Source organism: Brevibacillus sp. NPDC058079, assembly GCF_042885155.1.
Lineage (GTDB): Bacteria > Bacillota > Bacilli > Brevibacillales > Brevibacillaceae > Brevibacillus.
Window position 1 is genome coordinate 94,677 of sequence record NZ_JBHVSO010000007.1, and the last position, 17,842, is coordinate 112,518.

General features: G+C 36.6%; 30 protein-coding genes. 4 read left to right on the forward strand and 26 right to left on the reverse strand.

Annotation, left to right across the window (positions count from 1 at the left end; all coding sequences use genetic code 11):
- Positions 1-45: 45 nt before the first annotated feature.
- From ACFVS2_RS20715 to ACFVS2_RS20725, 3 genes are all read right to left on the reverse strand, one after another.
- Complete coding sequence (locus ACFVS2_RS20715; protein WP_390237147.1) at positions 46-732, reverse strand: TerD family protein; 687 nt, start codon at positions 730-732, stop codon at positions 46-48.
- Positions 733-1,011: 279 nt separating this feature from the next.
- Positions 1,012-1,542, reverse strand: coding sequence for a hypothetical protein (locus tag ACFVS2_RS20720; protein ID WP_390237148.1), 531 nt, complete (start codon positions 1,540-1,542; stop codon positions 1,012-1,014).
- Positions 1,543-1,605: 63 nt separating this feature from the next.
- Entirely contained in the window at positions 1,606-1,998 is a 393-nt protein-coding gene (locus tag ACFVS2_RS20725; RefSeq protein ID WP_390237150.1) for a hypothetical protein, read from the reverse strand.
- Positions 1,999-2,221: 223 nt separating this feature from the next.
- Between ACFVS2_RS20725 and ACFVS2_RS20730 the strand changes: the two genes are divergently transcribed.
- A complete protein-coding gene (locus ACFVS2_RS20730; protein WP_390237152.1) occupies positions 2,222-2,689 on the forward strand; it encodes a PilZ domain-containing protein in 468 nt (155 codons plus the stop codon).
- 302 nt (positions 2,690-2,991) lie between these two features.
- On the opposite strand, the gene ACFVS2_RS20735 is transcribed toward ACFVS2_RS20730, so the two are convergent.
- The 5 genes from ACFVS2_RS20735 to ACFVS2_RS20755 form a co-directional block, all read right to left on the reverse strand.
- Complete coding sequence (locus tag ACFVS2_RS20735; protein ID WP_390237154.1) at positions 2,992-4,167, reverse strand: hypothetical protein; 1,176 nt, start codon at positions 4,165-4,167, stop codon at positions 2,992-2,994.
- A gap of 115 nt (positions 4,168-4,282) precedes the next feature.
- A complete protein-coding gene (locus ACFVS2_RS20740) occupies positions 4,283-4,534 on the reverse strand; it encodes a hypothetical protein (protein WP_390237156.1) in 252 nt (83 codons plus the stop codon).
- Positions 4,535-4,803: 269 nt separating this feature from the next.
- Positions 4,804-5,067 (reverse strand): hypothetical protein, encoded by a 264-nt coding sequence (locus ACFVS2_RS20745; RefSeq protein ID WP_390237158.1) that lies wholly within the window; start codon positions 5,065-5,067, stop codon positions 4,804-4,806.
- Positions 5,068-5,251: 184 nt separating this feature from the next.
- Positions 5,252-5,464: a hypothetical protein gene (locus ACFVS2_RS20750; RefSeq protein WP_390237160.1), complete on the reverse strand. Its 213-nt coding sequence runs from the start codon at positions 5,462-5,464 to the stop codon at positions 5,252-5,254.
- 59 nt (positions 5,465-5,523) lie between these two features.
- A complete protein-coding gene (locus ACFVS2_RS20755) occupies positions 5,524-5,964 on the reverse strand; it encodes a hypothetical protein (RefSeq protein ID WP_390237161.1) in 441 nt (146 codons plus the stop codon).
- Positions 5,965-6,812: 848 nt separating this feature from the next.
- On the opposite strand from ACFVS2_RS20755, the gene ACFVS2_RS20760 reads away from it, so the two are divergent.
- A complete protein-coding gene (locus ACFVS2_RS20760) occupies positions 6,813-7,103 on the forward strand; it encodes a hypothetical protein (RefSeq protein WP_390237163.1) in 291 nt (96 codons plus the stop codon).
- Positions 7,104-7,134: 31 nt separating this feature from the next.
- On the opposite strand, the gene ACFVS2_RS20765 is transcribed toward ACFVS2_RS20760, so the two are convergent.
- The 3 genes from ACFVS2_RS20765 to ACFVS2_RS20775 form a co-directional block, all read right to left on the reverse strand.
- Complete coding sequence (locus ACFVS2_RS20765; protein WP_390237164.1) at positions 7,135-7,362, reverse strand: hypothetical protein; 228 nt, start codon at positions 7,360-7,362, stop codon at positions 7,135-7,137.
- A 267-nt stretch (positions 7,363-7,629) separates the two neighbouring features.
- Positions 7,630-7,956, reverse strand: coding sequence for a hypothetical protein (locus ACFVS2_RS20770; RefSeq protein ID WP_390237166.1), 327 nt, complete (start codon positions 7,954-7,956; stop codon positions 7,630-7,632).
- Between the two features lie 178 nt (positions 7,957-8,134).
- A complete protein-coding gene (locus tag ACFVS2_RS20775) occupies positions 8,135-8,665 on the reverse strand; it encodes a hypothetical protein (RefSeq protein ID WP_390237168.1) in 531 nt (176 codons plus the stop codon).
- 281 nt (positions 8,666-8,946) lie between these two features.
- Here ACFVS2_RS20775 and ACFVS2_RS20780 point away from each other — a divergent pair, with 281 nt between their 5' ends.
- Positions 8,947-9,879, forward strand: coding sequence for a hypothetical protein (locus tag ACFVS2_RS20780; RefSeq protein WP_390237170.1), 933 nt, complete (start codon positions 8,947-8,949; stop codon positions 9,877-9,879).
- A 207-nt stretch (positions 9,880-10,086) separates the two neighbouring features.
- Here the strand turns inward: ACFVS2_RS20780 and ACFVS2_RS20785 are convergent, their stop codons facing one another.
- The 7 genes from ACFVS2_RS20785 to ACFVS2_RS20815 form a co-directional block, all read right to left on the reverse strand.
- On the reverse strand, positions 10,087-10,350 hold the full coding sequence (locus tag ACFVS2_RS20785; RefSeq protein WP_390237172.1) for a hypothetical protein: 264 nt from the start codon (positions 10,348-10,350) through the stop codon (positions 10,087-10,089).
- Positions 10,351-10,392: 42 nt separating this feature from the next.
- Positions 10,393-10,902 (reverse strand): hypothetical protein, encoded by a 510-nt coding sequence (locus ACFVS2_RS20790; RefSeq protein ID WP_390237173.1) that lies wholly within the window; start codon positions 10,900-10,902, stop codon positions 10,393-10,395.
- Positions 10,883-11,173 carry a hypothetical protein gene (locus ACFVS2_RS20795; RefSeq protein WP_390237175.1) on the reverse strand — a complete coding sequence of 97 codons (291 nt, stop codon included), beginning with the start codon at positions 11,171-11,173 and terminating at the stop codon, positions 10,883-10,885. The genes ACFVS2_RS20790 and ACFVS2_RS20795 overlap by 20 nt, the downstream gene beginning before the upstream one ends.
- A gap of 25 nt (positions 11,174-11,198) precedes the next feature.
- Positions 11,199-11,438 (reverse strand): hypothetical protein, encoded by a 240-nt coding sequence (locus tag ACFVS2_RS20800; protein ID WP_390237177.1) that lies wholly within the window; start codon positions 11,436-11,438, stop codon positions 11,199-11,201.
- A gap of 314 nt (positions 11,439-11,752) precedes the next feature.
- Positions 11,753-11,980 carry a hypothetical protein gene (locus ACFVS2_RS20805; protein WP_390237179.1) on the reverse strand — a complete coding sequence of 76 codons (228 nt, stop codon included), beginning with the start codon at positions 11,978-11,980 and terminating at the stop codon, positions 11,753-11,755.
- A 141-nt stretch (positions 11,981-12,121) separates the two neighbouring features.
- A complete protein-coding gene (locus ACFVS2_RS20810; protein ID WP_390237181.1) occupies positions 12,122-12,496 on the reverse strand; it encodes a hypothetical protein in 375 nt (124 codons plus the stop codon).
- A gap of 299 nt (positions 12,497-12,795) precedes the next feature.
- Positions 12,796-12,990, reverse strand: coding sequence for a hypothetical protein (locus ACFVS2_RS20815; protein WP_390237183.1), 195 nt, complete (start codon positions 12,988-12,990; stop codon positions 12,796-12,798).
- Positions 12,991-13,168: 178 nt separating this feature from the next.
- Between ACFVS2_RS20815 and ACFVS2_RS20820 the strand changes: the two genes are divergently transcribed.
- Positions 13,169-13,738, forward strand: a complete 570-nt coding sequence (locus tag ACFVS2_RS20820) for a hypothetical protein (protein ID WP_390237185.1) — start codon at positions 13,169-13,171, stop codon at positions 13,736-13,738.
- 82 nt (positions 13,739-13,820) lie between these two features.
- Here the strand turns inward: ACFVS2_RS20820 and ACFVS2_RS20825 are convergent, their stop codons facing one another.
- The 8 genes from ACFVS2_RS20825 to ACFVS2_RS20860 form a co-directional block, all read right to left on the reverse strand.
- Positions 13,821-14,273 (reverse strand): hypothetical protein, encoded by a 453-nt coding sequence (locus ACFVS2_RS20825; RefSeq protein WP_390237187.1) that lies wholly within the window; start codon positions 14,271-14,273, stop codon positions 13,821-13,823.
- 44 nt (positions 14,274-14,317) lie between these two features.
- A complete protein-coding gene (locus tag ACFVS2_RS20830; RefSeq protein WP_390237189.1) occupies positions 14,318-15,130 on the reverse strand; it encodes a glycine-rich domain-containing protein in 813 nt (270 codons plus the stop codon).
- A gap of 27 nt (positions 15,131-15,157) precedes the next feature.
- Positions 15,158-15,325, reverse strand: a complete 168-nt coding sequence (locus ACFVS2_RS20835; RefSeq protein ID WP_390237190.1) for a hypothetical protein — start codon at positions 15,323-15,325, stop codon at positions 15,158-15,160.
- Positions 15,326-15,477: 152 nt separating this feature from the next.
- Complete coding sequence (locus ACFVS2_RS20840) at positions 15,478-15,888, reverse strand: hypothetical protein (protein WP_390237192.1); 411 nt, start codon at positions 15,886-15,888, stop codon at positions 15,478-15,480.
- Positions 15,889-15,986: 98 nt separating this feature from the next.
- Positions 15,987-16,349, reverse strand: coding sequence for a hypothetical protein (locus ACFVS2_RS20845; RefSeq protein WP_390237194.1), 363 nt, complete (start codon positions 16,347-16,349; stop codon positions 15,987-15,989).
- 377 nt (positions 16,350-16,726) lie between these two features.
- On the reverse strand, positions 16,727-16,969 hold the full coding sequence (locus ACFVS2_RS20850) for a hypothetical protein (RefSeq protein WP_390237196.1): 243 nt from the start codon (positions 16,967-16,969) through the stop codon (positions 16,727-16,729).
- Between the two features lie 38 nt (positions 16,970-17,007).
- The gene (locus tag ACFVS2_RS20855) at positions 17,008-17,322 is read right to left on the reverse strand and encodes a hypothetical protein (protein WP_390237198.1); all 315 of its coding nucleotides are present in this window, start codon (positions 17,320-17,322) and stop codon (positions 17,008-17,010) included.
- Positions 17,309-17,656, reverse strand: a complete 348-nt coding sequence (locus tag ACFVS2_RS20860; protein ID WP_390237200.1) for a hypothetical protein — start codon at positions 17,654-17,656, stop codon at positions 17,309-17,311. The genes ACFVS2_RS20855 and ACFVS2_RS20860 overlap by 14 nt, the downstream gene beginning before the upstream one ends.
- Positions 17,657-17,842: the final 186 nt, after the last annotated feature.

Genomic DNA, 17,842 nt, shown 5'->3' on the forward strand with positions numbered 1-17,842 from the left:
TTTTTAGTATTCGTTTACATTGTTGGACGCATGTACAATTCGGATCTATAAATAACGCCCGATTGTTGTCTCACATTCTTCGTTCATCCCACGTCCGATTGCCGTAAATGACCAAACATCTCCACTGCGATCAAAATCTCCAAGTTCGATAGCTGTGAATCCAGAGTAGTTATCTGTTAAGTTGAATTGAGCGAGAATTGCTTTTGTATTGCTTTCTTCAATTCGGCAGAACGCATTCTTAACCAACCCGAAGTGCTGTCCTTTATTTGCAGCGTTATGAATATGGACGTACAATTTAATCTTCACATCGTCAGGTTTCAACAGACCAAAGGTCATATCCACATATTCATCGATGTCATCGCCTTTTCCATCTTGGTTATCTCCGCTATAACGCAACGCGTCCTCTTCTGAAACATGGTAACGCTTATCAAAACACACAAACTTACCCATTCGCGCACTTCCAGATGCATCTAAAATAATGGCACACAAGTCGAGATCCCATGGTAGACCCATCTCTGCTGGATCCCAACCACCACCAAACCGTACTTCCTCAACTCTACCTTGTTCTTTCACCAGGAAGAGTTTATCTGATTTAAACAGCTCCAGTTTAGGTGCCGCCGCTTGAGCGGCTGATGGTTGTACGTTAGGAGTTGGTGCAGGCGTAGGAATAGCACCTCCCAAAGAAAGTGTTCTACCTTGCCCTTGATTAGATCCGCCAACTTCAATACCCAATATTATTTCCTCCTCTGATTTGATGTGTTAACCCTTCTTGGGCAACACATATTGTACTTACACAACCGTTTCGCAATAATGAAACAAGTAAGCTTTTTAAGCTACTGTGCAAATTACATAGGAGATTACCTATGTACTATAGTCAACTTAATAACAGCCGTTGACTACATTATCCCTTGCAAGTTCGATTGTACACATAATATTGTCTATAGTCAACACGTATAAGTTTTAGATTTCTTGTGTTAAATTAATAAAGTTTTGCATTAAAAAAGAGGCATCCTAATTAGATGCCTCTGAACCCTCTACGGTTCTACTTGCATTTTCAAGACTCTTGTAATAGTCAAGGACTCTGTACCAGCCTTCTACCCCTTCTAAAAATTTTTCGTACTGATGTGTATTCTCAAATGTCATCTTAAAAGTCCCATTCTTTTTATCAAGTTTTTGAACTGCTGAAAAACCAAAAGCTCTTGGATCAGGGACTGAAAAACTTTCATAATCTGTACCAATGATGCTATAACCTTCTTGCGTTTGTTTAACAGGAAAAACAGAGTAGTAAGGAAAGCGCCCATTAATATATTTGAAAACAATTAATGTTTCGGCACCACCCATTTCTTTCTCCCTATCATTCGAAGTGAAATATTGAATTTCAACATCTTGTGGTGAGGTAAACCATCCTACTTTTGATCCTTTAAATATGACAGGCGGAGTTGCCTGTTTTTTCATCTCATCAAGATCACATGCAGACAGCAGAAGAACCAGTGAGATTATAGAAATACAAGGTGCACAAATCCTCCAAATTTTATTGATCATAAAGAACTTCCCTCCGGTCAGAAAAAAGACACTCCCTCAACAAGAAATGTCTCAATTCCAAATCTATTTTCGTTCTGTATTGGCATTCGTTGTAGCAGCAACTCTCGTTGTCTCTTTCGTTGCTTCTACTTTTGATAGAGCATTCTTCTGTTCTTGCACTTGATGAAACGCAGGATGCATCGCGGCTTGCGCTTCCATTCGTTTCAACAATTGTGCAGTAGTATCTTTTTGTTTGGTAACATTGTGAGATTGCGTTTCTGCTTTTTGTGCATCAGCCTGCATCTCTATTTTTGAAACCTTTCCTTCTTGTTTTTTTGCCACTTCTTGCGAATTCTGGTGCCCATTCGTATGGATTTGCTGTCCTTGCTCTTTAGTCTTTTCTGTTTTCTGTGGCTGTTTTAATTGCTTCATTTGTATGGATTGAATATTAGCGTTCGATACGCCTGTAATTTCCATATAAACACCTCCTAATATTTTTCTTACCATTCTACGCAGGCATTGTATTACTTATTATTGACTATTGTCAACGAATTAATTGTTTTATATATTGGAAGACAGGTGAATTCTCTAAAAAGGTACAGCGTCATAAAGAAACTCAATTTGAATATTTCGAATCAGCTATTTATATAATTTCTCAATCAACACGCAAGGATTTTTCTTTGAAAGGAGCGGAACAAAGATGAGTATTACAGAGGATAATCGTCGAAGGTTTTTTCGTCATCAATTCGGATCTAACCTATGTGCGGAGATTCGCATCATAAATATCGGAGAACAACTTGTTGACTCAAAAAAAGCATATGTTTGTGTCAGAGATATTGGAGCGGGAGGTCTTCGCTTTGAAAGCCACCTTTATATTCCGCCAAGAGATGATGTTATATTAGAAGTATCTACGATCATTTGTGACAAACCAATCATTATCCATGGAATGTTGAAACGAACACAAACATTAGAAAACGGATATTTTCAATATGGCATGGAGTTCCTTTCAGATGACGATGATTCGAAACTGCTTCTACGCTTAATTAACGAATTAAGTGTTAAATCTCACAAATCAACGTTGCCTACTGGATGTAGTATGTGCTCTTCCTATACGAAGTGCCATAAAAATTTACTTTCAAAAAAGAATGAAGAAAAATGGAGCCGTTAATGGCTCCATTCATCTTTACGGAAGTAGGCGGTATTGAAAAGCAGATTGCCTAATCATACTTACAAACACATCACGTTCATCGAACGATTCAAAAGTTGCTATGACCGTGTTATTCCTGCTCCCCTTTATGTTATTTGGAAGAACCCTTCTAATTTCACACGGCAACAACTCTCGAAGAGCAAAATTCGCAAACAATTCTACTTGAAACATATGCACCATTCCCTCCTGTTTAGCGATCAATCTATATGGATCGTGAAATCAAGAATTATTACATAACAAAAAGCCGAAGATTTCTCCCCGACCTACCCGCGTTCTTTCAATATAGTTTTAATGTCTCGTATTTTTGAGAAATCTTCCGCGTATTGGTACAACCAATTTGCGATCTTTACGATTCCCTCTCTTGCTGAAATTTGAATATGAGGAATAACATATTCCTTTCCATCACGTAAATTTGTAGATGATCCCTTGTACATAGAAACGTTCGTATGACTTGCCATGATTTTCAACAACTCATCCAAAAACATCTCCGTGCCAAAAAAGGTCAATGTTGTTTGCGTGTAGACTCTACCTTTCTTATCTTTGCTACGAGTGTTATAACAACTTCCCTTTCCCTCATAATAGCCTAAAACAAAACTATTATAGAATTCTTCCTCTAAACCTATAGGAAACCGTAGTTCATCTCCTTTGTTATTTATCAGCCCTTGAGCAAGAAGAGCCTTATAGATCTCCCGATTATTGATTCTAAGTTTCGCGACTTGACCACTATGAGTCTGGTCAAAACCTTTTCCCTTTACCAGATTGACTGGTTTTTCATAACCAATCGTTTTTCGAAATCTCTCTAACGTATTCTTGTCTTTTAGAGAAACGACAAGCGTGCATTCATATCCTCCAATTTGTCTTGAAATAAAACCAGTTCCAAACCAAATACCAAGCCAATATGCTTTTTGATGAGTATCGATGTTATTAAAATAATCTGCATGTTTAATTGAATACAACCGAGATGTTTCCGCGTACTCACGCATCTGTACCTTATCTTTGATATGTTTATGTACCGTTTGTGGGTAGGTATGATATTGATCTGCAATTTCTTGTAAAGACAAGCCGTATGGCTCTTCATACAGCTTGATCCATTCGGATACAACTGTTTCAAATAGAGAAGTTTTCTTTACTTTTCTCCTAAGATTAACACCAGCCTTTTTCAGATATTTCGTTACTGTAGCGGTATCAACGCCATCAGCTTGTGCAATTTCATTTGCTGACCATTCATTACTTGTATACAATTCTACCCATTTCTCCATCATATGAGCGTAGGTTTCTTTAGGTCTTGGTGTCACGACTTCTTTTAACACTGTTTGAATCGTTGTATAATGCAGTCCCTCCTGCTTTCCAATTTGCGTAAAAGACAAGCCAGATTCGTATAATTTTTTCCATTCTTCTTGTTTATGCATGTATTGAGACTGTCGTTTCTTTCTTTCCATTACATCATTTCCAATCCAGGTTATCTAAATGCCATTTTAGCACATAATAATCGTTTCCATACAAACTGACAAAAAGAAAAAAGCGTAGCATCTGTTCGAGACTACACTTCACCCTTTACATTACATTACATTTAAGCTTTTGCAGCTCCCTCTCACGCTCTATTCTCCGTTCTTTAGTACCTTTATTCCATTCGTATAAGAAGATTGAATTTGGAATAGCGTCAATCAAGAAAAGAGGATTAAAGAGTGCTGCTATCCACAAGATAACATCCATACCTACTAACCCGTCACCTATTCCTGCGTCTATTGCATCTGAAACATTTGCATAGGTCAGCTTACCAGCCAGCCGCAGCTTGTTTTCTATCAAACGAAAAAAACTATTGACTTCTTCAATTTGAACAACTCCAATAACCGTAGATTTCGTTACCCCAATTAAAGATTGCCCTGTAAAGAGACATGTATATCCACTATTTTAAACACGGATCTGAGTATTTCATCAGGTAAGTTTTTCAACAGCTTCATCCGTTCTTCTTGCGATTTCAACTTCGTGAGTGTTGTGATGACATCAACGATTTTTCGTGGTATATCCTCGGTTGATAAACCAATCTTTTTAAGAAATGACTTTCTATGATATCCTTAATCATCCAACGAATGACTCCCATTTCCTATGCCCTTCAATACAATGGGTTGCTGACCTTCCCAAACTGTTTTAATTCCTCTCATCCAGCCTCTGTAATAGGCAAGCGTTACTAATTGCATAATCCGACAAGAACTTGTCTTTTTACCACGTCCAAAGAATCCATCAAGAAACATGGTTGCAAGATCTTCATCTGTAAAACCATCTTTCTTCGCCATCTCTTTTATTCGTTCAATATGCTTCTCGTATCTTTCTTTCGTCACTTGAATCCCTCCCATTTTTTTCTGAATAGTCATTAGCGACATTTTCAGCATCACCTTTATCCTTTATGGAAGGAAAACCCTTCGCCACAGATCGTGGCATGCGCACGCCAATCCATTGTAACTGAATGAGACAATACATCTTCTTTACATTCCTGGACGAATGATTGTTTATACCCTACAGGTACTAATGGTTATCTTTCCATTCCTGTGTTATCTGAGCAACCCAATAATCCAATCCTTGACATTGAGCATATTCAGGATCTTTTTTCATCACTTGTAGAAATGAACTGGATAATAATATCTCAGAGGCGTTATCACCCTCAGACTCCTTGAGTTCATCGTAAATATCCAGAAATAATGCAAGATCAATAGAACGCATTGCAATTTGTTCGAACAAACATCTCACCTCCTGCATTTTCTTTTCATCATAGAGAAATCAATCTATTTCCATGCTTGTTACAGAAAGAATCTAAGATATCTATTTGCGTCCAATTGAAATTCCTTGATTGCCCATAACCCAAATCGTATTCCTTTTACTCCATCATTTTTAAATCCATTTCTGAGGCAATTTTTGACTACATCTTCTTCTACATGCGCACGCTTTGCAACTTCGGCAAGGGTCATATTTTGCACTTCCATAAATGCAGATATAACATGTCTAAGCTGTGCAACAAGAGATTGATATTCAGGTGTTGTTTTCTTTAACTCGTGCAAGGTCTGATTAACGTGACCTAATTGTCTCAAATATAATTCCCTCTTTTGAAAATTATCTGAAGTATTTTCCACCTCCTCGCAAAGTTTTCGAGCCTCATAACTCCAAAAGTCAATATGTTTTTGTCTTTCAACCATTTCTCGAATATCACTAATACCTTCTTGAAATTCCATATTGTGATTCATATATTCCTCCTCATAAAATGTTAATTTACTTTCATCACTATATCTTGTGTGCTTTACTATTCTCATTATGAAACAATGTTTATAAATGTCACCTTTTTATCAGTCGAATAGTGTCTAATAATAAGAAATTTACGTTATTTTTTAAAAGACATCCCTAAATCTACATATTGTGGTAAAAAATTATTGACATACGTTTTTTGCTATGGTATTTTCAAATTAACAAGATCAATATTTTGTGGTTGGACATTCAAAAACGTACAATACATAGCCTACATATAGAATATAAGGAGGATATTAAAATGAAACAAGTGTTCGTGAAAATGAAAGAGGGTTTTATTGGTGATATGTTCGCAATTGGGGTTGGTGTAATCATTACAAACATAGCAAATATCACTGGTATTATCTAAAAGGTTACATACATGAATAAATCCAAAAAGTAGCGAGGTGAATACAAATGTTCAATTCATGGGTTAAAGAAATTCCAGGCGATGTACTTTCTATGGCTCTTGGTGTAATCTTTGCATACGCAGCAACACAATTGCTATCGTAAGGAGGATTCCAATGACCCAATATCGACTATATTTAAATTGAAAGCCCTATTATACGGTGTGGAATCCGAGAATAGGGCTATTTGTATTCACTTAATTAGAATGAATCCCTCCATACAAAAAGACTCTCCTTTACAACTATCGAAAAGAGCAAGAACTTATAATGAGTATTCCATCTAAATTTCGCTCTTGACAGGATTCAATATTGTACAATTAGTTCGCGAGAAAAATCTATTCACTATTTCATAACATTCTTACTGGTTGTATAATGGTGAAAATATGGAAACAGGAGGAAGTTGTATGGGACTCCAGGTAGATGAAGTTTTATCTCTTTGCATGCAGGCTTCTCATGAAAAATTCGGTGATGACATTCAATACGAACACTTACATACATCTTATTTTACTGATGATGCTTATGGTTTACTTGAACAGAACGGAAAAACAAACTTGTTATACTTTGATCTTGCGGGGAATCAATTGCAAAATTGCTCGATACTCTTCGCCTTCCCTACCGATCTACTCAATGCAAAGGAACTTTGTGAAAGATTGATTCTTGCAGGCAGGGAATTTGGACACAATGAAAAGTATTAACAAAAGAGGCTCTTTGTAGGAGCCTCTTTTGTTATGCTGGTGACTTTACCACATCGAGTCTTTCCATTTTTACCATGTATTTTTTGTGAACGTCTCTTCCACGATACTTAGATACCTTTCCATCCTCAAAACCCCAAATTTTCGTTTCTCTACCCACTTCATGAATACCTCCACCAATACAGACCCAACCTTGATCCATCTTTTCTTGTACCGCTTTTTCCAATTCACTCCGCTTGTAGCGAGACATTGTGATCACCATATATATAGATCCCCTTTATATTTTAAGCATTGTACATATTGTCGTTCCTTTTGTCATGATAAACGCTATTGACTATAGACAATTGTCTATAGTCAATATATCACGATTAGTTGACTATGTAAATCATTTAATGGAAAATTTCGGTCTTGCATAAGGAAAAACTACAACAATCTTCATGGTTGAAAGGTTTGATTTTTAAATAAAAAATAGCTATCCCATTTATGGGATAACTATTCTGACATAATATTGCTTATTTCATATTCGCTTCTATTTATTTCGTCGAGATTTGCGCTTTGCATTTTGAGCCTTAATGATTCTTGTGGCATTTTCGTTATTGAAATCACAGAATCCTTTTGCCCATTTTTTAAAGACAGCGTACTCGTTCATTTCGAGATTTTCTCCATTGTATTGTATCTGTACATCTGTATGACTCACTTTACTTTCAGCAACCATTACTCGAACAAACGAAATAACATTTTCTGTTGAAACGTGATAAACACTTGAACCACCATTGCGGAACCATTGTTCAACGACTGCCTCGGCTTCAAAATCGGAATATGGAGTACCTTCAACACAATAATTAATTGTTATCATTTCATCACCCATTCATTTTTAATATCAAGTTGTTTTTCTTACTTCGAAGAAAATCAGGGTTGTTTTTGTTCCAGCGAAAACTTGATCTCCTATCCATTCCTCAGAAATCCATCGTACTAAACTCACCATTCATTGAAAATGATTACACCTCGTTTCCTACCATCCCTTTCCTACATCGTCATCCAAAAACTATTCCTGTTGGAAACTCTTTTGGTAATTCAATTTTTTCAAATAATAAATCGGGATCATAAACCTCTTTTCCCTCTTTTAGTACCATCGGGTTTTGTACTTTGTACAATTCAATAATTCCGGTTGTTGGATACAGACCAATTCCGAGTTCTTCAATCACAGCATAATCATAAATGTTTTCACGCAAATCGCAGCGATTATTGATAACAGTGTCTTGAGCAGCTTCAAGTGTCGGATAAAAACCAACCGTGCGTTTGCTTCCTAATTCCCAAAAACCGTTTTCCTCTCTCTCCAGTTTTTGAAATGTTGTTACGAAGTACATGGAAATGGCATCTTTCTCTTCGACTCGAACAATATGTCCATCTACTTCTTCAATGAGTGTTGTCGAGCCAGTTGCATATCCGCCATCTTCAAAATGAAAACTCCAGGCTTTCCTCGCCTCATAGTCATTTTCAGCGATTGTAAGCTTTACCTCAGTATCATGTGAGTCCATTGCCTTCAACATATATAGTTTCTTCATATAACACGCTCCTTTTTAAGTGATTCAATATCGAGAAAACTCACTACGATGCATCAGAATAGTATTTTCCACTTGTCATCCGAATGACTTACCCCATCGAAACAATTTTTTCAATGACGGCGAACAATAAGAAAAAGCCGAGTTGTAGTCCTTATTTAGATACTAATCAATATCAGTAGATTCGAATCGTAATTATGTAAATAATATTTTACCACGACCGTTGACTATTGTCCATATTTTGATTATATTTACATATAGTAATTGGAAATGAGGGGTCAATGATGAACGGAATTCAATTAATTATAGAGCCTGGGAAGGTCGTGTCGTGGAAAGACTTTAAGCGAAAAGCTCCTATTCGATCCATTGCGATTGACGGTTATGTGGATCATCCTACTGTATTCGATGAAATAAAGATAATTCACAATTTTGACCATCACAAAGGAGTGAACCGCCTCGCTACCAGAGCAACTTGTGATCAAGTAAGAAAAGCCATCTTGCAAGGATTACTTGATTGTTATCGTGATGAAAACGGTGAATTGTCGTTCACGATCTATGCGAATGATTGCGATGAAGATGTCTGTCTCTCTTATTTCTTGCTACACAATCCAGAATGGGCATGCAAAGTCTCCGACCCCCTACTAAATAAGTTGCTATTTTTTGAAGATATGTTAGATACTACAGCTGGAACCTATCCATTTTCGAAAGACTCCAGTTTTTTGCGTGAATTAGAATGGATCTTCATGCCTTATAAGAAAGCTCGAATTGGCGGAATTCTGGAGAAAAACAATCCCCAGGATTACTTCGATATTATCAAATCCGTAGAGCGCAACATACTTCATTATCTTGTTGGAAAAGGCGATAAGGTTGATTACTTTAACACCTCATATGAAGTCATCGGAGGTGGAAAAGGTTGGTCTATGGTGAAAGAAATCGGAGAACAAGCACGGAAAGGTATGATATCAGATGGTATTAAAAAGTTCATCTCTGTTCGAGAACGACCTGATGGCAAATGGACATATGTCATCGGTAAAATGACACCATACAGTTTAGGTTTCAACCTCACGGATTGGTTCCCTCGATTAAATGAGATCGAAGGGTGCAAAGAGGGTGGGTGGGGAGGCTCTGATACGATAGGAGGAAGTCCAAGAGGGATAGGAAGTTCCATTCCTCCAGAACAATTGCAAATGCACATTAATACTTGGATCGCTGAATAAAGAAAAAGACAACCCGATAGATGTTTTGGGTTGTCTTTTTATGTCTTATTCTACTTTGCACCACACAGAAACAATAATAAGAATTTTAATAAATGGATAAACTGCTTTCCACTATTTTTATAATGTTACAATAACAGAACCCAGTTAATCGCACAGATTCTTCAGGTCATAGTGCGACTCCAGCACCAAAATTCATCCGAGAGCCTCTTACCAGTCACCAGGCTTTAACTGGTCTTTCATTACAAATTCTATTTCCTCATAAGCAAACCCAGTAAATCCATCGGCATGTTTCATATTTAAGAAAGATTCCCATGCGAGTAAATCTTCTTCTTTATCAACTTCATTGTAAACACGCGCTTGAATCAAATAAGGTGTACACTCTATCTTGTTTATGCTAACAACTCCTTCAACTGAAAGAATGTTTGCCCATTTAACATACTCGTTACCTATTCTAATCACATATCGTTTCATTATGATTCATCATCCTTTTTTATGAATATCAATTCTGGAATGTTAGAACAACGGAACTTCTTTCATATTGCTCCAGGAGCTTACAAGATTTGCGTAGCTCTTTTCCAATTCTTTTTTTGATTGTTCATGTATTTTATCGATAACATTCTTCAATGCTTCTTTCTTAATACAATGCCATTCAACCGCGAAGTTATCTGCCTCAATCAGCCGTTCTTCACAAGTGGATACCAGACTGACCACTTCTTTCCAAAAATCCTTGCAGTTGATCCGAGTGTCACCAACCCAAATGTCATTCCAATCGACGTTTTCACCCATTAGCGTTGTTGATAGATTAATAAAATTTCCTTGAACTCGTACTTTCAGATTCAATTCAATTGCGTGTTTTTGGATGACACTCAAGATATTCTCTTTTTGCTCTATTAAGCATATCCCCATACCGTTTTTTTCAGGAGTGTACAAGCAGAATTCCTGCACCTCATTCATAATCTCAAATGCTTTCTCCTTATCAATCCCATCTAACATGTCGAAAATATCAAATGCTTTCAGCATCATGACTTTTAACATCTCCTTCTATTCCATCTTTATCTTTTGGTTTTGAAATTAATGTCTTCTTGTAATCAAATGGCATCCCATGTAGCTCCCATCTGTTCTTTACTCTCTCACGTTCAAAAATAACAATTCGAAGAGTTGCATCTGGGAAATCTGCTCTAAAATCTTTGATATATTTTTTGCACGAACGAATACCACTTTCTTCGGTTCCACTAAAGCGAGTGGTTAACACCATTCCTCTTACTGTTTTGATTTCAAATCGAAAATAATTCAATGTAGAATCACCTACTTATTCTTCATCAAAAACTAATTTCCTTTAGCCAATTACGATTAGAGTCATAGAAATTGGCACTTACGGCAAAACATTCTCGGTAGGTTTTTAAAACATAAAGGATTGCCCCTTTCAAGGAACCTTCAAAATGGATTGTAGCCTCTTCCTTCTCAGCATTACTTACATGGAAAACAGGGTTGAATCTATCTTCTTCTTTTAAAAATTGGATTTTGATTGTAAATGTACCTCTCCAAAGGCTTCTTCTCATAAAAATAATCCTCCCTAAATACGATAATCTTACAAAACCATTTTGAAATCTTTGATCGATCTTTTGTTCTCTACCCACCAAACCTCTTCAATAAATTGCCATAATAAGCCTGCTATTGTTTTTTATGAAAAACCTGTTTTATGAGTTTCCTTTATTCTATGGAAAATTCATTCGATTATTGCAAAAAAGCCCACTTTTTAAAGTAGACTCTTGTTTAACTCAATCTTGATCTTTAGAAATCATTCGCTGGAGACAATCCGAGAAGTGTTGGTACTCCTCTTCATTTATCAATTTATAATCGTGATAAAATGAAGTCATCTTAAAGCTGGTTCCATATTCTCTATTTCATAGATCGTTATATTTTCGACTTTTTTACGATCATCCTCATAAAGCAGGATTGTTCCGAGACTTGGCTCATAACTTAGAATCCTTCCATGCATACTCATACTTTCACCGCGCTGTTTCAAAATCTTCAAACTGAGCAACACTCCGCTCACGATCCACTCATTGATTTGTTTTTCAATATATCCAACCACGTTCATCATACCCCTCTTCGTCCATATCTTTTATTTTAATTTAACTTCTGTTGAGGTCAATAAACCATCAGTTTAACTGTGTTTTATAGTCAGTTGTGATACAATAAAAAAAGCCCATCGATTAGATAGGCTCTCTTTCAAAATCATTCACTTGTTCTTGGAGCGTGCTGAGCAAAAAAAGTTTCTGTTAAGTTCATACGCTTCTTCTGGTGTACAAACCAATTTCACCTTCAACCCAAACCCTTTATCAAGAAAATCCTGTATGTCTTTTGCCTGCGAATAGTTCATCGGTAGAGCCTTTAGTTTGGTTTCTAACAGTTTTTCTTGTTCAGAAAGGTCGATTTGTATTGCTTCCATCATTGTAAGCACATGATCGCAAATACGCCATTCTCTGCCCTCAATATTCTCTTCACGGTGTGCTTCTCTTGTACGTTCCAATTCTTTCTCTAAACTTCTATATCTTCTCTTATCTACCAGGAGCGCTTCTTCATTTGTTTCAACATCGTACTCAGAGATATTCATTCTTCATTCTCCTCTTCCAAAAATGATTTATTCCTTTGTATAATTGCCTTTCACATCTTATCCTCCAACGTTACCGTCGCAGTTGATCCAACAGTAAACCCAAAAAGTCGAACACATCATGGTCTTTCTGGAATTCTTCGTAAATTGTTGAAGCAAATCTGATTGGATCTTCAATAGCATTTGAGATTGAATTTACAATCAAGCTACCCAAACAATAAATAAGCAAAGAAATGATTCCAGTACAAAGAGCCGTGAATAAATTTAACCTAATCATAGACTTTACCTCTCTCTATTTATGATTACATCCCAATAAAATACAAACGAACCAGTTGCATAATCAGTTTTTTCACCTTTCTCATCTGTCTCTTTACAAATCGTTTTAGAGGCTTTTTAAATAAAAACAAGAAAACGAATCCAATAATAATCCACTGCCACAACGTCAAACCGCTTACAAATAAAACGACATTATGCCATGCTGTGATCAAGTTGTTCATACAAACCTCTCCTTTTTCATTTTTCAAACGAGAAACCTATCTAATTGAATTCTATGTATTTTACATGGATTCCGATATAAATATAGCTGAATTCAGTTTGTTTCGCACATTAATTTATTGACTATAGTCAACTTGTATATTACAATTCACTTCAATGACTATATCTTGAGGTGATTTCATGAGTCCTGAATCTAATTCAAAGAAAATATATGGGTTGGATAAATTATATATATTTGTATTAATCATGGTTCTCATTTCATTAATCAGCATAATAATAAGAATGTTTGATGAAGAAAATAAAGCTGATTATTTAAGAACCAAATACAAAGGTGATCTGATTCAGGTCACTGAGAATCTTCAAGTCGAAAATGGTGATTCTAATCCTAAAAAAATCAACTATCAGTTTCGAGGTTCCAAAGATAGCCCTTTGTTTGGTCAAAATCACAAATACGTTCTAAGATATGAAAAGTTGTTTTTCGGAGCATTCTTTTTAGGTACAAAAGTTGAGATTGAGCGAATAAAGTGTCTACAAAATGAATTTGAAATCGTTACGGGGAAAAACGCAGGAAAAAAACTCAATCCAAATGCATTACCTAATGAATACTTAGGAGTATTAGACTTTACAGAACGAACTGGATCTTTTACCTTGACTATTCCAAATGCTCATGTTGAAGAGTACATCACTAATAGATTAAGTAACGATCTCGAATGGTACGAACAAGTGAAATATATCGAAAATAACAATTAATATAAATCTAAAGGACTCAAAAAAGAGTCCTTTTTCATATTTCATATAAAAAAGCCGCTTTATAGGCGACTTCGATTTTGCATTACTTTTTTGATTTGACGAGCGCAATCCCTTTAATCTCTTTTGCTTCCTCATCAACAATGAAATCGAATCTTGGCTCTACTCCATTAAATTTGGAAGATTTGATGTAATTGAGCATTTCTTGATAGATTCCATCTGTTCCATTGCGTATCTTGTAGTTCTCTTGCACTTTGTTTCTTGTCATTGTTACATAATAATTTGTTATTTTTCCTTCTAATTTTAATTCAACTTTATCAACAACAACATTATCGAGCAAAACGTTGTTATAGATACTTTCCGCAGGAGAACATCCAACAAGAAGAACTGTTAGTAAGGCAATAAACATACCAAGATTCCATTTCATTTCAATTCTCTCAATTCGAGACAAACCAGCCACTTCTTTTTTGCATACATGTTTTGCGCTTTCGAACTTTGGACGATATCGTTCACCCATCTTTTTTTCCTGACTACTCATGTATTCCATCCCTTTCAACGGTTCAATTTATATTGACGATTCATTCAAGCTACACTTCCACTTCCACAAGCCACAGAAGATTTATCATTCGAACCAATTTGCACGTCGTACATTCTCTTCAGATATTCTTCGTTGTTATAAGAGGAATTAAAAATCATCGCTTGCGCGAAGTAAGGAGCTTGCTCTAAGAAATGAATTTGCTCTTTTGAAGTGAATGGATGCTTTTCAAGAGAGAAGCCTTTGTCAAAAGCGAGTTTCACTTCTTCTCTTAGAAGTGTAACCAATACATCTACAACCTCTTCATTAGCCCCAAGTCTAAAGTATTTACTCTTTAGTTCCTCTTCAGGAGCGTGTTTTAATTCTTCGATCAGACTTTTACGTAATGGATTTAAATAGAAAGCACCCCATGTCAATCCTGTAAACTCAGTAAACTCAAAAAGTTGAGTATAAATCAGATCGAACCATGCTCTGCCATGTGGGTTTGGCGTTCTCACTGTCGCGGGATGATGATGAAGAAATTCACCCATAAAGTCATAACAGAACTTTTCGTAGTCTCTTGTAGAGAGGATGAACGTGTGCCAAACTTCATCAACTTCTTCACTAAACATGGGAACATCTTTTAAGACCGAACACATAATAAAATAACGTTTCAATTCGACCAATCTCAGATCAAACTCATGTTCACTTACATGTTGGTTATTTCGGTAGAACAGTAATTTTAGTTTTCGATGCAGATCTTCACCGATTGCATGATTAATTGATTGTAATTCCTTTTCGAGAAATCCCTTTTGTCTGATTCCTATTTTAGATGGGATCGCTATATGCTCAAGATTTCTAATCGTTGTCGTCAACAGCATCTCAACTCCTATTAATTGCGGTTTTCTTCAAGCAAGTCTTTCATAAATCCCCAACAACTGCTGTAGCTTTCGTGACTTTGTATGACGATCTACTGTGGCATTTATAATATGGAATGCTTCCTGCACAGAATCCAACTCAATCTTATCCAATTTCACATTATCAGGTTCATCAGCGCTTCGTCGAATGCCGTTCACTTTTGATCCACTCCTTAATTACCCAATCCTGTTGTATGTTCTTTTGGAACTGGTATGAAAGATGATACTTGGACGAGCTTTACAGAAACCTTTTTCTCTCTGTGTAGCCCCGATATCGGAAACGTCCAACACAGTGCCACCAGTCAATAGGGTCATAACACAACATGAGGTGAAAAGGACTTGACAGCTTCACGAAATTGCCCAGGTGTTTCCTTTAATGATGAAAGTCGAATTTGGATTACATTTTTACTTTTCAATTGAATCTTAGCCGTCATCTCTTCATCGTTGATACTTACAAGCTCGATTCTTTCCCATACGATTAATTGGTAGTGTGCCACTATCCCTTTATCAAACACAAGAACAGTTGGTTTAGGACTTCGATAATGAATGAGATCTCCCAGAATTTCCGATCCGATAAAGAGAGCAATTACCCCTAAGAAAATAGTAAAAGCCATATCGTTTGTGTATTGTAAACCAATCCAAATCATGATAAGCAAACAAAGTGCTTGCATCCCCATCGTAAGATACGGAGGATGTTTCGGATGAAACTTAACCATACCCATAGACACCCTCCTTTCTATTTGAATGTTCATTTCTGCAATTTAATAGTTGATTCATGTTGGAAAAGCCCTTTCTGATTATGAAAGGGCTTCATGTAGGATTACATATCCCTACGCTTAACTACTGCTACAACTGCTACAACTGCTACTGCTACAACTGCTACTACTTCCACTACTACAACTGCTTCCACCACTGCACGACGAATGACCTTTTGAACTGGAAGATCCAGAAGATCCAGAAGATCCATGGGAGCTGGAAGCTGCCATTCCGAATCCAGCAAAAGTAGGGACGACTGCTTCTGACCCAGAAGATCCAGAAGACCCTCTGCGATAGTCGTCGTCATCGTCATCGTCAGTTCGACTACGAGACGGTGATGTGCTTGGAGAAGATGAACGACTTTGCGAAGGCGCCGAACGATAGGAACCTTGAGTTGGTACATATGAATGTATATTTCGTTTTTCAATGTCAGCTTGTCTACTTTGGAGTTCTCGGCTTAGTGAAGCGCTTGACTCTTTAGAATCAGTTGATGCAGTCGTATGAAAGGAGTCCCTCTCATTCTTTGCTCGCTTTTTCTTTCGATTAGCATGTATTACCCAAAGAGAAAGCAAAATAGTAATCATAACAAGCAAAATCACCCATTCTGTCATAACACCCCTACCTTTCATTGTTTATTGTCACCTTATAAATATTATAGACTATAGTCAACAAGTTAGCAAGCCTTGCTTTATTCTAATAAAAAGCAAAAACCAACTATTAGAAAGTTGGTTTTTGTTGCGGATGAAGAATTTTTCAGTCTGTGGTCGGTATAAGAAATAAAAATAAGCAGGCAATTTGCCTGCTTTAGCTTGTTTTCTTCGATACATTCTCTCCTAATTCGCGAAGATCGGGGAAATCATGATAAATCCATGCTACTTGTTCAACCATTGACTTTTCTTTTACTTTACGTAAGGTTTTATGAGCCGATTCTGATCCTTCATAGGCAAACGAAGTCAATGAATTGATTAACATGGTTCGCAAATGAAGAATGTCAGAGAAATTTTTCTTTCCTAATTCTTCGATGATTTCATTAATTACACTATTCATTAACTGATTGTTCCCTTCTCATTATGGTTCCACTTCTATTATCCCATTGAGTGAAGGGTTTTGTGAAGGAGATCCATTTGTTTTTTAACTTCTGAAATCTTTCCAGGATCATCTCCAGTGATCTCCCATGTAGTAGCTAAATCTATAATCGCTTTCATATAGGAAACAATTCCTGAAGCATTGCAAATATGAATAATCGTCCTATCACCAACAGATTGTAAGTTTTCACCCATCTGTGAGAAGGAAATCCCAACTGCCGCATTCCCCGTTTCAGGATAAACCATACCTACAGCGGTTGTTCCAAGACCTAATTCAATCACCGTCGTCCCATCTTCATGTTTATAGACCGACATTCATTGCACCTTCCTTTCCAACTACATTCTGCAAAACAAATCGTTTTTCAAAACGACCGTCTTCATGTTCTTTATAACCGAAAAAGTCATCGACTTGCCGAACCCACAACGACGCATCCGATATTCGTTTATACAAAACCATATACAAACAACAATCAGTGAAATACACTCCATTCTTCTCGAAGATTTTTACCTCTTCTTGAGTATCTGCATGTTTAGCCGTTAACACGTAAGTTGCCTCTTCCATTGTCTTGCTCATGTCAATCGGATAGCAAATATATTGAAAGAGATACTGACCACCCTTAAAATGCTTATACTGATTTCCCATTCTCATAATCTAACATCTCCCTTCTTTATTTTTCTCTCAACAAATTTTATTGAAAATTAGTTTACTCATGAACCTATGCTCACCAGGAATCTCTATTGCATTCTCATATTCAACCTTCATCAGCATATAAACTCGGATTCACGTTCCACTATATAGGAGGAAAACTTCACTCAGCTCTCCACCCTATCCTTT

Excerpts from the sequence above, each read along its gene's own strand:
- ACFVS2_RS20860 (WP_390237200.1), bottom strand. The coding sequence starts at position 17,656 with ATGAGAATGGGAAATCAGTATAAGCATTTTAAGGGTGGTCAGTATCTC.
- ACFVS2_RS20820 (WP_390237185.1), top strand. The coding sequence starts at position 13,169 with ATGAGTCCTGAATCTAATTCAAAGAAAATATATGGGTTGGATAAATTA.
- ACFVS2_RS20830 (WP_390237189.1), bottom strand. The coding sequence starts at position 15,130 with ATGCTGTTGACGACAACGATTAGAAATCTTGAGCATATAGCGATCCCA.
- ACFVS2_RS20855 (WP_390237198.1), bottom strand. The coding sequence starts at position 17,322 with ATGTCGGTCTATAAACATGAAGATGGGACGACGGTGATTGAATTAGGT.
- ACFVS2_RS20840 (WP_390237192.1), bottom strand. The coding sequence starts at position 15,888 with ATGGGTATGGTTAAGTTTCATCCGAAACATCCTCCGTATCTTACGATG.
- ACFVS2_RS20765 (WP_390237164.1), bottom strand. The coding sequence starts at position 7,362 with ATGGTGATCACAATGTCTCGCTACAAGCGGAGTGAATTGGAAAAAGCG.
- ACFVS2_RS20805 (WP_390237179.1), bottom strand. The coding sequence starts at position 11,980 with ATGAACGTGGTTGGATATATTGAAAAACAAATCAATGAGTGGATCGTG.
- ACFVS2_RS20755 (WP_390237161.1), bottom strand. The coding sequence starts at position 5,964 with ATGAATCACAATATGGAATTTCAAGAAGGTATTAGTGATATTCGAGAA.
- ACFVS2_RS20735 (WP_390237154.1), bottom strand. The coding sequence starts at position 4,167 with ATGGAAAGAAAGAAACGACAGTCTCAATACATGCATAAACAAGAAGAA.
- ACFVS2_RS20725 (WP_390237150.1), bottom strand. The coding sequence starts at position 1,998 with ATGGAAATTACAGGCGTATCGAACGCTAATATTCAATCCATACAAATG.
- ACFVS2_RS20850 (WP_390237196.1), bottom strand. The coding sequence starts at position 16,969 with ATGAATAGTGTAATTAATGAAATCATCGAAGAATTAGGAAAGAAAAAT.
- ACFVS2_RS20800 (WP_390237177.1), bottom strand. The coding sequence starts at position 11,438 with ATGAGAAGAAGCCTTTGGAGAGGTACATTTACAATCAAAATCCAATTT.
- ACFVS2_RS20815 (WP_390237183.1), bottom strand. The coding sequence starts at position 12,990 with ATGAACAACTTGATCACAGCATGGCATAATGTCGTTTTATTTGTAAGC.
- ACFVS2_RS20825 (WP_390237187.1), bottom strand. The coding sequence starts at position 14,273 with ATGAGTAGTCAGGAAAAAAAGATGGGTGAACGATATCGTCCAAAGTTC.
- ACFVS2_RS20810 (WP_390237181.1), bottom strand. The coding sequence starts at position 12,496 with ATGAATATCTCTGAGTACGATGTTGAAACAAATGAAGAAGCGCTCCTG.
- ACFVS2_RS20775 (WP_390237168.1), bottom strand. The coding sequence starts at position 8,665 with ATGAAGAAACTATATATGTTGAAGGCAATGGACTCACATGATACTGAG.
- ACFVS2_RS20790 (WP_390237173.1), bottom strand. The coding sequence starts at position 10,902 with ATGATGCTGAAAGCATTTGATATTTTCGACATGTTAGATGGGATTGAT.
- ACFVS2_RS20730 (WP_390237152.1), top strand. The coding sequence starts at position 2,222 with ATGAGTATTACAGAGGATAATCGTCGAAGGTTTTTTCGTCATCAATTC.
- ACFVS2_RS20760 (WP_390237163.1), top strand. The coding sequence starts at position 6,813 with ATGGGACTCCAGGTAGATGAAGTTTTATCTCTTTGCATGCAGGCTTCT.
- ACFVS2_RS20720 (WP_390237148.1), bottom strand. The coding sequence starts at position 1,542 with ATGATCAATAAAATTTGGAGGATTTGTGCACCTTGTATTTCTATAATC.
- ACFVS2_RS20780 (WP_390237170.1), top strand. The coding sequence starts at position 8,947 with ATGAACGGAATTCAATTAATTATAGAGCCTGGGAAGGTCGTGTCGTGG.
- ACFVS2_RS20770 (WP_390237166.1), bottom strand. The coding sequence starts at position 7,956 with ATGATAACAATTAATTATTGTGTTGAAGGTACTCCATATTCCGATTTT.
- ACFVS2_RS20785 (WP_390237172.1), bottom strand. The coding sequence starts at position 10,350 with ATGAAACGATATGTGATTAGAATAGGTAACGAGTATGTTAAATGGGCA.